The sequence below is a fragment of the Anaeromassilibacillus sp. D41t1_190614_C2 genome, assembly GCF_015558525.1.
GTDB lineage: Bacteria > Bacillota > Clostridia > Oscillospirales > Acutalibacteraceae > Anaeromassilibacillus > Anaeromassilibacillus stercoravium.
Genome location: NZ_JADMOD010000006.1, coordinates 67,730 through 80,758, shown reverse-complemented (window position 1 = coordinate 80,758; position 13,029 = coordinate 67,730). Strand labels below are relative to the sequence as shown.

Below are 13,029 nucleotides of genomic sequence, written 5' to 3'. Positions count from 1 at the left end.
ATCCCCAGGGAGCTTATACAGTTACCTCTTTCTTTCCAGTAACATACTCATAAATCAGAGAACGCTTATACTGTTCCAACTTTTCAATTTTGTCTTGCTTGATGGAAATCAGACGATCCACAGCTGCAAATTTCTTGGCAAAGAAACAGAGTATTTTTTCTTGTTCCTTTAACGGCGGTACAGGGAACCTTATATTCAAGAAATCCTTGGGATAACACCGAAGGCGAGAAACTCTAATGCCAGTCGACAATGAAGCGTATTCTTGAACCAGCATGGGTGCCCTCAAAAGAATGTCTAAATACTCAGGTACATATTCGCTGGATTTTTGTCTATACACATTGTAAGAAGGGCTGATCACCCCACGATATTTAGAAACACCAATCGCTCCAGCCCATAACCACATTGTATTTGCGGCAATATCTCCAATTTCGCATATCTTATATCCTTCTAAAGTGAGGGCCTCAAACATATTTACATTCTTCTGCGATCTCGGAGTAATACCTGTATATTGTGATACGGTCAGTAATTCTTCGCTTCCATCAATGGATCTTGCTTCGGTTTCTTGGAACAGTGCCTTTCCTCTTTTTACTTCCCAATGCGCTGGAATATCCCCAATCCATGCAACACCGCTGTCTTTCATTGGCACCGTTGGGTCAAGTCCCTTCGTGACGACCTCGGCAATCACACTTTGCTTGTATTGCTTCAATTTTTCAATTTGGGCTTCTCCGTTGGCAATGAGATCATTAATTTGACAGCATTTCAAATCAAGGATGGATACAATTTTTTGCTGTTCACTTGTAGGTGGCAGCAAGATTGAAACGCTTTTAAGCATTGTCTGCGTCACACTATAAACCTTGATTCCAAATGCCCTTGCACGGAGTTGGCTTCTCCAACAATCTGAGCGGCAAAGATAGGCCAAATACTTCCTCTCCATGTCAATTGTTGGCCGCACAATAATAGTGTGATATCCTGCAAAAACGCATTCCGAAGTATCAAGGTAGACGGCATTTCCGATTCCCTCATAATCTTCAGAGGTATCTGCAAATAATAAATCGCCATATTTCCCTATTGATGATGGGTTGCTGCTTAAATAGGACGGCGAAACAAAACGAATTAAGTTATCACTAAGATGTGTTCCACTATTCAGCTTGGAGTGGATTTGCCCATAGCTAACAACTGGTATCCCTGTTTCGGACAAATCAGCTTTTGTAATAGACAACCCTTTCCTGTACTCTGCTACCATTTTAAGGGGAATGATAGCCCAGTCCTTTGGGATATTATCAATCCATGCAACACCACTGTCCTTCATTTCACGCATTTCCAAACAACTCCTTCATCAGAATTGTTTCTTCTGCCTCCAGAGCCTTAATCTCCTCGAAAATGGAATCAGAGGATGCTGGTGCCTCAAACTTATAGAACAGGCGGGTAAAGGGTACCTCATAGCCAATTTTATCCTTTGCCGGGTCGATGTAGGCCAGAGGGTTATACGGCAGAACATTCTTTTTCATGTATTCTTCGCTATCTTCGGACAAGGGGATGATTTCCGTATCGGATGCTCCCTTGACTGGTTGTTTCTTGCCTTTCTTCAGGATGGGCTTGCCGTCCTTGTCTGCCTGGGCGGTCTCCACCGTTACCTTTGTGAAACCGAAGAAACTATTTTCAAATACTTTGGACTCTACTACAAGATCGTCTTCTTTATAAATTTCATTTTCAAAACCCTCATAAGCTCTAAGGATAAGATCAATGCAAACATCATCCAGATCAACTCGTTTAGACCCAATGTTCTTGCGGCGCTTCACGAAACATTTGCTGGCGTCGATGAGTTGTACCTTTCCTCTGCGGTACACATCTTTGCCTTTGGTAAGTACCCAAATATAGGTTGTAATTCCAGTATTGTAAAACAGATCGGTTGGCAACTGAATGATAGTATCCACCAGGTCACCTTCAATTACAAACCGGCGGATTTCAGATGCGCCGGAACCCGCATCACCGGTAAATAGAGAAGACCCATTCTGAATGATTGCCATTCTGCCGGAGCCCTCCTTCAGCTTCTTTACTCCATTGAGCAAGAAGAGCATCTGTCCATCGGAGATGGCAGGCAGTCCCGGACCAAACCGGCCGTCATAGCCGCGCTTGGCCTCCGCCTCCACCTGAACTTTTTCACGTTTCCAGTCAATGCCGAACGGAGGATTGGAGATGATATAGTCAAACTCATAACCGCTAAAGGCATCATCGCTCAATGTGTCACCGTACTTCATTCCGGATGCATTGCCGCCCTTGATGAGCATATCCGCCTTTGCAATAGCGTAGGTTTCGGGGTTGAACTCCTGTCCGAAGCAGGTTAGCACGGCCTCCTCGCTAATAGAATGAAGTCGCTCAGTCAGGCACCCCAACATCTGAGATGTGCCCATGGCCATATCATATGCCGTCTTAGTACAGCCCTCCTCCATAATTTGCGTCTTTTCTGGGGCAACCAGGAGCTCCGTCATCAGATAAATAATATCCCGACTGGTAAAGTGGGCTCCGGCTTGCTCATCATAAGATTCAGAAAATTTTCGAATTAGTTCTTCAAAAATGTAGCCCATGTCGGCGGAGGTAATCTTCTCCGGGGACATGTCAGCCTTTGCTGAGTTGAACTCCTGAAGCGTCACGAATAGAACGCCACCTTTGACCATTAGCTTTACAGTATTCGCAAAGTCAAAGTTGTCGATGATATCTTTGATATTGGAGGAAAAGCCCTGCAAATATGCTTCAAAATTGATCTCCACATTATCCGGGTCAGCAATCAACTTTGCAAAATCATAATTGCTGGTATTGTAGAAGTCAAAGCCAGAGATGCGACACAGGATGCCATCACGGGCAGCACCTTCAACATGCTGTGCATCCAGTTTCTCTGCCATTTCTACAACGGAAGCTTTGATTGGCCTCAGGGCATCATCAAAACGCTTCAGCACCGTCATAGGCAGAATGACCTTACCGTATTCATGGGGTTTAAATAGTCCTACTAAGTGGGTAGCAATTTCCCAAATCAGATTCGCTTTTGCCTGTATATTTGCATTTGTCTGCTGTTGCAGTTTATTCATTGACATATTTTTACCTCCGGGATTGTTTGGAAAAGATACTAATTCCTCATAATAGCAGTCTACAGATTTGTCTGTCCTTAAAAACGGACTTATAGTCAATCGTCATTTTTCTCCTTCACCAGCTCGATAATATCGCAAAAATCACAGTCCAGTGCTTTGCAGATCTTAGTGAGGATCTCCGTGCTGACATGCTCATTCTTGCCCAGTTTGGCAAGAGCAGTGGTAGAAATACCTGTAGCCAGGCGCAGATCCTTCTTTTTCATATTCTTATCAATCAAGAGTTTCCACAGTTTATTGTAGCAAACGGTCATAATAACACCTCATGTGCTGGGTTTATACTTATATGGAATAATTTTAGCAAAGGCGGAGCGCTTTGTCTATTAAAAATCCATTTTTCAGATTTTTGCTTTTATTTTCAGACACTTGTTTCAAATCAAACACAGCTTCTAAATAACTTTTGGAGATACCATGTGCTCTGGGTCAATTCATAAAAATTCTGTAACAACCCGCATTGATGTGCGTCATATAGGCAGAAAGCGAGGTGGTGTGGATGGATTTTGACCAACTGTACAAGGAGCAGTTCCCCGTGGTGTACCGCTATCTGACAGGACTCTGTGGGAACCAAGCGTTGGCAGAAGAATTGACCCAGGAGACCTTCTGTCGTGCCATTGAACACAGTGCCTCCTTTCAAGGAAAATGCAGGCTGTCCGTATGGCTGTGCCAAATCGGAAAGAACTGTTGGCTTTCCTACTTGAGAAAGGCAAAACGGCAGGCCGGAGATGAGGCCCTGGAGCAGATGCCTTCCCCTCAGAATGTAGAAGAGGATCTGCTCATCCAGGAAAACGCTCGCCAGATCCATCAGCGACTCCATGCTCTGCCAGAGCCATATCGGGAAGTATTTACCCTGCGGGTCTTTGCAGAACTACCCTATACTCAGATCGGCGAATTGTTCGGCAAATCTGAAAACTGGGCCAGAGTGACTTATTATCGTGCGAAACAGAAAATCAAGGAGGGATTATAATGAAATGTGATATCATCCGCGACCTGCTGCCCCTGTACTGCGACGGGCTGTGCAGCGAGGCCAGCAAGCAGGAGATCGAAGCCCATGTGGCACAATGCCAGGAATGCCGCGCCTGTTTGGCGGAAATGAAGGAGGATGCTCCCGTCCCCTCGCTCTCTCAGGAGTCGGAAACGGAAGCCCGTGTTCTTCAGGGAGTGAAGAAGAAGTTTTCCCGTGGGCGTCGGCGGGCGGTCCTGATCGCCGTGGCGGTCATGCTGATCTTCTCCATTGTTTTGGCGGGTGCGGCCGATGTTCCGCAGCCGATATCCTATACGGACGGTCTGGTGACGGCAGAGCTTGCGGTGGATGAGGTGATCGACCTCTACTATCACGGCGGAAGCTACGATTCTTTCCACGGCTTCAGCCGGGAGGTGAACGGACGGAATGCTGTTTTCCTCTATTTTGACCGCACCCTTCGCTCAGATGTGATGCCGGATCGTGAGGGACATTTGTGCATCGGCAACGGTCTGCTGACCGACTTTGAGACAGCTACCTATCAAGTAGATCGGCAGGTGGATGCGGTCTACTATTTGGTGGGAGATTATCTGGAACTCCCCGGTCTGGCGCAGGCCGAATTTGAGCAGGCTGTGGCGGATGCGGTCCTTCTGTGGGAACGCTGAACCAAGCCTACAAGCAGAATGCCTGGGCAGCTTTTCGAGGGCTGCCCAGGCTCATTTTATATTTCGTCTTCCCATACACAACGAGCGCCCGTTCTCCTGGTCCGATAGGAGAATGAGCGCTCGTTTTCGTCATTTTGCAGTTCTATTGAGAGCCTCCACGCCAGTTCAAAGCCAGCAATAAAACTGTCGAGGGAGGTCTGTTCTATGATCAAGTTCTGGGCATCAATGATTCGTAGCACCAGCTTGCGTTCCGGCTTTGCCAGCGCCTCGATCAATGCTTTGTGGCACTCCTCCACTTCGTTCTCCTGTTCGTCAAGCTCCGGGCGGACATAAAAGTAATCATACAGCTCTTTGAGCAGTTTGTTTTCCATCGTCATCATCTCCTTGTGACCCAAACATATACCACACCTTCCGCAGAATATCCATCAGAATTTCAAAAGATTATCCAGAATATTTGCCGCTTTCCTAAGATCTTCCGTGGATGCTTCATTGGGCTTGCTTTCGCTTTTGGCGGCAGTATGGGCCAGGTATGGTGCATAGTTCTGCCGCGTCATTGCGATCCTGAAGTGGCCCAGCATCTGAGAAACCTCTTTCGTGTCCATTCCGTTTTTCAGCGACAGGACGGCGCAGGTGTGCCGGAGATCCGCAAACCGGATGTGATCCAGCCCGGCCTCTTGGATGATCTCATTGTGCAGCCGGCGCACCATCTGGGGTGAGTAGGGCTTCTGGGTGGCCGGGTGCATGAACATGAGCGGACTTCTCGAGTGTTTGGCATGTTCCAAGCGCAGGAGCTTAACGACTTCCTCCGTTAGACTGACGGTTCTGGTATCATTTCCGTATTCCACCAGCTCCCGCCGTTCCACTGAGCGTTTCTCGGTGATAGTCAGCGTCCGCGCTTTTACATCCAGGTCGCTCCATTTTAGGGCAATCAGTTCGCCTTGCCGAAGTCCCACCGTCAGCGCCAGCAAGAACATGGGGAGGTGGCCCAACCGCTCCGCTGCGTCCAGATAGTCCTCCACTTCTGCGGGCGTCAGCACATTGGCGCTGACCTTCTTGGGCTTTGGGTGGTGAAATGCTCGGGCGGGGTTGTCCGCTATCAGCCCATCTCGGATCGCCTGATCCAGACATTGCTGGAGCAGCCGGTGGATGTGCCGCATGGTATGCTCCCCCAGCCCTGGGTATTCAGGGCTTTCCGGACGGTGACCGCCAAAGCGTTTTCGCTCCTCCAGGAAATCTCCGACTTGCTCTACAGTCAATTCAGAGAGCTGGATCTCCCCAAGTCCGGGGAGAATGTGGTTCTTGAAGAGGTAGCCATGAGCTGCGTATGTGGTCGGACGGCTCTGGTTCTTGTCGTAGACCTCCTGCCAGCGGAGAATATAGTCTTTCAGCGTCATATCCCCACCTCCATGCACTGACGCTGCAGGTTCCGGAAGGCCACCCACGGAAGCCCTGCTTGTTTTAGAATCCGCTTGTGCAGATAGTAAAACTCGTGGAGCTGGTACGGCGCTCCGGTCTTGGGGTTGAGAAACACATGGCGGCCGGTTTCCGGTATCCGTTCCAGAAGATGCTCCGCCCTGCTGTTGAGGGTCAGCAGGCGCTGTCCCTTGAGTATGTACCGGCAGCGGACATGAAAATCGGCCCACGACAAGGTGATGAGTTCACATTGTCGCAGGCCGCTGGATAGTCCTGTGTAGATGAGAGGGAGTGCGCCCAGTTGTTCCGCTGCGTTCAGGTACCGCTGGAGCTGCCCCAGGCGCAAGGGAGCAGTTTTATACGCTTCTGCTTGTGGCTCCTGACAAAGCCGCACCGGGTTGTAGGGGATACGCTGGTCGCGGGCCGCTTCGTCCATGCAGCGCCGCAGGAGCAGATGGACGCACCAGACGCTTCTTGTGCTCAGTCCCTGGTTCCGCAGGCTATCATAGAAACTGGTGACGGTGCCTTCTGATAGCTCCGCCAGCCGGATATCCCCGATTCCGGGGAGGATGTGGCGGTAGATCAGGTTGCGGTATCCGCCCACAGTGCTGCCGCTCCATCTGACCTGATTCTCGTAAAACCAGCGGTCGCACCACCGGCCTACCGTGAGGTTAGTTTCTTTCTGCATATCGTCGCCTCCTTTTGGCAAACGAACAATACCACAGAAAGAGAGAAATAGCCACTACTTTATTGCCCCGTGTATGCCTTTGTTGTCTTTTGCGCGGCGGCATGGTAAAATGAGTTAACTTTACTGGCTGCTTGCAAAGAGTGCTTTATTCTTTGTTTATGCGGCGCAGTTTCTGCGCCTCTGCTCTGAGGTGATTGGCCTGTCATCGCCCCTCAAATCTGGCGGAACATCTTTTAATACACAGAATCTAATCCCACACAAATCCCAAAAGACGAAAGGGTTTCTTGAAACAAGCAGGGCAAAAGAGTGTTAAAGAGGAACTGCCCAAGCAGAGGAAAGGGCCAAAGAGGGCGGTAGAGTACCAGCTGAAGGTTCAGACACACATTTGGGACCGCATTCCCAGACATTCGAACCCCACACGCCGGACCAAACACTGCCAAACAGGGTTAAAGAGCATTGAAAAGCAGCAGAAAGCAGCGGTTTTTCTCTACCCCTTTTCTCCATTTCGTGTAATCCCAAATGCGGAAATATCCCGAAGACGACCCCTACATAGAAACATCTTCCATGACAAGCTGTTCGCTTTCTGCATGACCAGAAAGTGCCAGGAACTCACCGGCAATGTCTGGATTTTTGAACCGAAGCACATCCGTATCTTTTCTGCCAAACGCAAGAAAATCCACGCCGCCATACCACACAACGCTTTCATCAACGACGGCATACCGCTGATTCAGTTCTTTGTGCGTATGGACCACAATACCTGTCTGCCTCATCATCTTGATCGCTTCACACACACTTTCTTGATTTGATAGTTCTCTGCTATCTGCCGTTCTGGTATGGATCGCAATTTCGACACCGGAAGCAACCGCCTTCTGTAAAGAGGGAAGAAGTTTCACGATTCTGCCTTTTTGCAGATAAGGACTGACGATAACCACGCTGCGGGCGGCATCATCCAGGTCCTGCTCAAAGGGAAGCATAGATGAGTATCCGTCGTAAATCACGCTGACAGACTGATCCGCTGCACCGAATTTGACCTGATATCCCAGTTCCGCATAGCCCTTCAGGCGTTTATGATACATCCGCTCCAGGGTGGGAACATGGATATCCACATAATCATAGATGCGAGCTTCCTGCTTTCCTTCATAATTTCTATGGAGACGTCCGGCATACTGTGCCAATGTACCTTTCCACGATATGGGCATCGCCAGAAGCAAGGTGTCCAGCCGCGGAGAGTCAAATCCCTCTCCAATATACTTTCCGGTGGCAACGACCACCACGTCCTCATCGTCAGACACATTCTGCAATGCTGCCAGCTTTTCGCGCTTATCCTTTTGCTTCTCACTACCAATAAGCAGAAAGACATTTTTCACTTGATCCGACAGACAACCAGCAAGCAATACAGCGTGTTCCTTCCGCTCCGTCAGCAGAATCGGTGTACGCCCCTCCTGTATCAACTTCAAAGTGTCTGACACCAACAGTTCGTTCCTGTTTTGATTTTCAATTACTCCGACGTACATATCCTGAATCCCATTGGCATTTGGTAGCCTCATGCGTGTAAATCTGGGAATTACAATGTGAGAAAAGCTTCGCTTTTCTGCCTGACTTTTGGCGTCCACCAAATACCGGACAGGGCCGCACTGCATAAAGATGATGGGATGATGACCGTCCTTGCGGACAGGAGTAGCAGACAAACCGTAAACATATTTGGCTTCAACTGCTTTCAGCACGGTTTCGAAGGTGAATGCGGCCACATGATGGCACTCATCTACAATGACCATTCCGTACTCTGTCACAAAAGACTTTACCGTCTTTTCTTCTCCCTCAAGCAGGGACTGCATGGTGGCAATATCGACAATCCCACTGCGGGAATTCTTTCCGCTGCCGATTTGGCCAATGAGGTACTGTTTTTTCTTCCTGCCGCGCTTTTTTGGAAGTTCCGGCAGAACCTCATGAACATTCAGAAATTGTTCCAGCGAGGATTTCCACTGTTCCAGCAATGCGCTGGACTGCACCAATACCAGAGTATTGACTTTGCGCTGTCCAATCAGATAGGCGCCAATCACAGTTTTTCCAAACGCAGTAGTTGCTGAGAGAACGCCCATGTCTGCGGCAAGCAGGGCCTGGGCAGCAGGTTCCTGTTCTGGGCGCAGCACCCCATTGAATTCCACATCAATGGAACGTCCCAGTGATCTGTGATCTTCCAGAATGACAGGGATTTCATATTGATCAAATAACCCCAGAATCTCATCCATGCAACCACGGGGAAGGCCGATGTATTCCTCATCTTCATAGCCGCAGTCCAGAACACGAGGAACGCCATAAACGGAAATGCGCATGGCTTGCTTGGAGCGAAATTCCGGATTTGGAAACGCCGCAAGTCTCTTGAGCGTATTCAATGCCCTTTGAGAGAAGTCTTTTTTCTCAATATAGATCAGATTGGAACTATACAGGCTTACCTGCAGCGGAAAATCTCTGTGTGTCAGTTTTGTCTGGGTTCGCTTGCGCTTCCATGGCACTTGCTTATCCCCAGCATCTTCCAGTTCTCCCATGTCGCCATGATGACATAGTTTCCCCAGACATTCTTCCAACTGTTCCGGTGTAATTTTGGGCAGGGAGGACAGAAACGCCCACTGATCGGGATAAGGCTCAAAGTGATCATCCACAAACAGAGAATTTCCGTCTTTCTGCGCCTGGCCTTGAAATGGCAGGGCAATCAAATTCCCAAAACCGCCCTTCGGCACAATATCCTGAGACGGGAACAACCGGTCATAGGATGAAAAGGATAGCTCATGTCTGCACGACATGGTTCGGGTCAGCAAACCGGTCCCCAAGCGCCTGGCATCGGCGGCAGAAACAGGCTCCGAAAAGAAAAACCAGATATGTGCGCCGTTTCCGGAACGGGAGCGTTCCACTGCTGGTACAAGTCCTGCTTCTTTGCAGGATTTGCAAAATGCAGTCACATCAAGCTTCCAGTTTTCTTCATCAAAATCCGCAGCCAACAGCCAGGTCCTGTTGTCCTCCAGCATCGGATAGATTGCCGCCACATCTCTGCACAAAGCATCACGGCCCATCAAATGCGCCTTGACCACATCGGCCGTGAGTGGCCGAAACTCACGGTTGGGGCACTCTACGCACCTGTATTTCTTTTTATCACACAGGCCATGCACCCATTCATTTTTACAGACTGGGGTGTAACCGGTTTTCCCGGTGGTCGTGCTGTGATATCGGCGTGCATATACATCTTCCCGCCCTTTGAAAACAGAGAGGAAATACTCGATTTTCTCCTGTGAGGAGCTGTGTGCGTGAACCGGAGCAGACTGCACATCCGTTAGCGCACAGCTGCGCCACAGCGGCTCGGAGCATACTGCTCTTTTGCCGTTTTCATCTTCACAGAGAAGCAGCGCCCGCCCTCCATCCAGAGACGGGACGATTTCAAGAAGCGCATACTCCCGGCCACTGATAATCGCTTTTCGATTCATACACAGCCCCCCTCCACACCAGCAGTTACTTCCGTCTATACTTTGTTTTCCTGCCGTTTCCATCCTGATAAATCAGGCCCTCGGCGACCATTTGTTTCAGAATTCGGTTGGCTGTGGCCTGGCTTACATCCAGAAGCTGATCCACATCACTGCGCACGATATGACCATTGGAACCAATGAAATCCAAGATCCGTTTCTCTTCACTTTTGAGCGTACCAACCGGTGTCTGTGTATGATTTGTGCCGGCGTTCCTGTTTGGCAGCGTGATTTTGAATGCGTTGCTCGATACCTCGATTTTTGGCTTCAATTCCGTCTCCGTGTAGGCGTTCATAATTTTAGGCATACCGGTGCCGTATGCCTCAATCAACTGCAGACGATAAAATATAGCTGCCAGCTTGGGGTTTCGGCAAACCGAGAGTCCCAGCATGATGTCGTCCAGTTCAATGCCGGAGGGCAGTCCACCTACAGAGACAAATTCGATCCTGTCGGCATATACACTGACCAGGGTGCTTGCACGGAAAGAATAGTCTCTATGGATCAGCGAGTTCAGCAGCGCTTCCCGCAGGGCATCTTCCGGATAATCCCGTGTGTCGATTCGGTATAGCCCATCAAAAGTTGCCTTTGTCTGGTTACGCAGATCCAGATAGCTGTACAACTCCTCCATTTGCTGAAACAGCGAACCGCCAAATTCTCTTCTGTCCTGAAAGCTTCCTTTATCTTCCCCAGAGAAGGTTGCCGCCTTGATGGTGCTGGGACACTGATCGGACAGGAGGAGCGCCACATTGGAGTAGATACCATCCGCAGAAATCATTCCAAGAGTCTGCATTTTTGCAGTATCAAATGGGATGTTCTGCTTTTCAAATTGCTTCTCTGCCGCTTCAAAGCTGAGGTTCTGTTCCAGCGAACGCATGGATTCGAAGCTGTCACCATCGGTTTCTTTGATCATTCTTCGGATCGCAGTATCTGTAGCCGGGTCAGAAGATGTGCCGTTTCTGACATAGACCCCACTGGGTTTCAACCCCTTACTGCCCAGATAATAGGGCCGGTCGGTCCCTTTTTGAATGGTCACAGCAATGATATCCTTGTCGCCGACATGTTGGGTTTCGTAGCCCACAAACATTGTCACATCAGGCTTGATGGAATCTCGAATCATATTGTTCAGCTGCAAAATGACTTGGTCGGCGTTTTTGACTCCCACAACACTTCCATCGTCGCTGACACCAATATACAGCGTACCGCCTTTTGTATTGGCAAAGGCAATGACTTCTTTGCAGATATCTCCCACGACCTCTGCTTTCAGTTCAACAACTTCACTCTCAACAAATGCCATACACAGCGCCTCCTTTTCTTAGTTGTCATTATAATCATTCTTGTCATTCTTGTCAATTTGTATTCATCTGACAAGAAAATTATTCCGTGTTGTCAAAGCCCACGGCCCAGAGTATTTCTTTGTTTATGCGGCGCATTTCCTGCGCCTCTGCTCTGAGATGAACCGTCCTGTCATCGCCCCCTAAAACCGGACGGAACATCTTAATATACAGAATCCAATCCCACACAAATCCCAAAAGACGAAAGATTTTCTTGAAACAAGCAGGGCAAAAGAGTTCTAAAGAGGAACTGGCGGAGCAACGGAAAGCGTCAAAGAGGGCGGCAGAGTGCTGTTTGAAAGTTCTGACACACGTTTGGGAGCAAGATGCCGGGAGTTCGAGTCTCCCCACTCGGACCAAAAACCGCCTCAAAACTGATGTTTTGAGGCGGTTTTTGTAACTTTTTCGACAATAATTTGTTTGGCGTTCTGCATAAATAAGGCCTCAAATGTGGTCAACTCACTTTCGCGGATTTGTTTTGGATTTTCGTTGTAAATATAGTTTCTTGTCCGTCTCCGCCACAATTCGTTCCGAAAGGAGGCAAAAGCAAACTGCACAATTTTTGAAACATGTGGTCATGACCACCCATTCACGATCAGTTCACGCGGCCGTAGCCTTATCTTTTTATCTTTGTATCTTGCGTCGCAAAATCTGATAGGCCCATCGCGCTTCCTGGCCTTGTTCCTCTCGGCGGGGCCGTGTATAATGGCAGTTGGAAGCAGTGAAATAAACGAGTAAGGAGCAGTGCCATGCGCATTCTCATGCTGGGCAACAGTTTTATCTTTACCAATAATATGCCCCAGATGCTGGCCAACCTGACCGGGGCGGAGGTGGTCCACCACACCCGGGGCGGGGCGCGGCTGTCGGAACAGCTGAACCCCAGCACCAGGCTGGGCAGTCAGACCCAGGCGGCGCTCCAAAAGGAGAAGTGGGACTATGTGGTGCTCCAGGAGATGAGCCACGGCCCCATCACCGCCCCCAAGAGCTTCTTTTCCAGCGTGGAGCAGCTTTGCCGGCAGATTCGGGCAAACGGGGCAGTCCCCATTTTGTTCGCCACCTGGACCTACCAGAAGGGCGGGGCCAAGCTGACGGACAAGGGCTGGGACTACGACGAGATGGCCCAAAAGCTGTCCGAGGCCTACCACAAAGCGGCACTGGAAAATAACGCCCTGATCGCCGATGTGGGCCGACGGTTTTACGAGTGGTCCGATCCCCAGGACCTCTATGCTGCCGATGGCGTTCATCCCAGTGAGCTGGGCTCTCATATTGCGGCGGAGACCATTGCGGCAGTGATCCAGCAGCACGAAAAGGAGGCGCAGTAA

At 49.4% G+C, this 13,029-nt stretch carries 11 protein-coding genes; 3 read left to right on the top strand and 8 right to left on the bottom strand.

What is annotated here, in order from left to right; all coding sequences use genetic code 11:
• Positions 1-13: 13 nt before the first annotated feature.
• The 3 genes from I2G69_RS06655 to I2G69_RS06645 form a co-directional block, all read right to left on the bottom strand.
• A complete protein-coding gene (locus I2G69_RS06655; protein ID WP_087287457.1) occupies positions 14-1,318 on the bottom strand; it encodes a restriction endonuclease subunit S in 1,305 nt (434 codons plus the stop codon).
• Complete coding sequence (locus I2G69_RS06650) at positions 1,311-3,089, bottom strand: type I restriction-modification system subunit M (RefSeq protein ID WP_195560471.1); 1,779 nt, start codon at positions 3,087-3,089, stop codon at positions 1,311-1,313. The genes I2G69_RS06655 and I2G69_RS06650 overlap by 8 nt, the downstream gene beginning before the upstream one ends.
• A gap of 89 nt (positions 3,090-3,178) precedes the next feature.
• Positions 3,179-3,394 (bottom strand): helix-turn-helix domain-containing protein, encoded by a 216-nt coding sequence (locus tag I2G69_RS06645; RefSeq protein WP_087287451.1) that lies wholly within the window; start codon positions 3,392-3,394, stop codon positions 3,179-3,181.
• Positions 3,395-3,633: 239 nt separating this feature from the next.
• Here I2G69_RS06645 and I2G69_RS06640 point away from each other — a divergent pair, with 239 nt between their 5' ends.
• Together I2G69_RS06640 and I2G69_RS06635 are read left to right on the top strand one after the other, a co-directional pair.
• On the top strand, positions 3,634-4,104 hold the full coding sequence (locus I2G69_RS06640) for an RNA polymerase sigma factor (protein ID WP_087287448.1): 471 nt from the start codon (positions 3,634-3,636) through the stop codon (positions 4,102-4,104).
• The gene (locus tag I2G69_RS06635; RefSeq protein ID WP_207740556.1) at positions 4,104-4,763 is read left to right on the top strand and encodes an anti-sigma factor family protein; all 660 of its coding nucleotides are present in this window, start codon (positions 4,104-4,106) and stop codon (positions 4,761-4,763) included. The genes I2G69_RS06640 and I2G69_RS06635 overlap by 1 nt, the downstream gene beginning before the upstream one ends.
• Positions 4,764-4,819: 56 nt before the next feature.
• Here I2G69_RS06635 and I2G69_RS06630 read toward each other — a convergent pair whose 3' ends face one another.
• The 5 genes from I2G69_RS06630 to I2G69_RS06610 all read right to left on the bottom strand — a co-directional run bounded on the left by I2G69_RS06630 (position 4,820) and on the right by I2G69_RS06610 (position 11,670).
• Positions 4,820-5,134 carry a DUF6809 family protein gene (locus I2G69_RS06630; RefSeq protein WP_242823752.1) on the bottom strand — a complete coding sequence of 105 codons (315 nt, stop codon included), beginning with the start codon at positions 5,132-5,134 and terminating at the stop codon, positions 4,820-4,822.
• 54 nt (positions 5,135-5,188) lie between these two features.
• Positions 5,189-6,157, bottom strand: coding sequence for a tyrosine-type recombinase/integrase (locus I2G69_RS06625; RefSeq protein WP_006574959.1), 969 nt, complete (start codon positions 6,155-6,157; stop codon positions 5,189-5,191).
• Positions 6,154-6,864: a tyrosine-type recombinase/integrase gene (locus tag I2G69_RS06620; protein WP_087287444.1), complete on the bottom strand. Its 711-nt coding sequence runs from the start codon at positions 6,862-6,864 to the stop codon at positions 6,154-6,156. Before I2G69_RS06620 ends, I2G69_RS06625 begins: the two co-directional genes overlap by 4 nt.
• Before the next feature lie 545 nt (positions 6,865-7,409).
• Positions 7,410-10,340: a TOTE conflict system archaeo-eukaryotic primase domain-containing protein gene (locus tag I2G69_RS06615; RefSeq protein WP_195560470.1), complete on the bottom strand. Its 2,931-nt coding sequence runs from the start codon at positions 10,338-10,340 to the stop codon at positions 7,410-7,412.
• A gap of 25 nt (positions 10,341-10,365) precedes the next feature.
• Positions 10,366-11,670, bottom strand: coding sequence for an RNA-binding domain-containing protein (locus I2G69_RS06610; RefSeq protein WP_195560469.1), 1,305 nt, complete (start codon positions 11,668-11,670; stop codon positions 10,366-10,368).
• Between the two features lie 786 nt (positions 11,671-12,456).
• Here I2G69_RS06610 and I2G69_RS06605 point away from each other — a divergent pair.
• On the top strand, positions 12,457-13,029 hold the full coding sequence (locus I2G69_RS06605; RefSeq protein WP_195560468.1) for an SGNH/GDSL hydrolase family protein: 573 nt from the start codon (positions 12,457-12,459) through the stop codon (positions 13,027-13,029).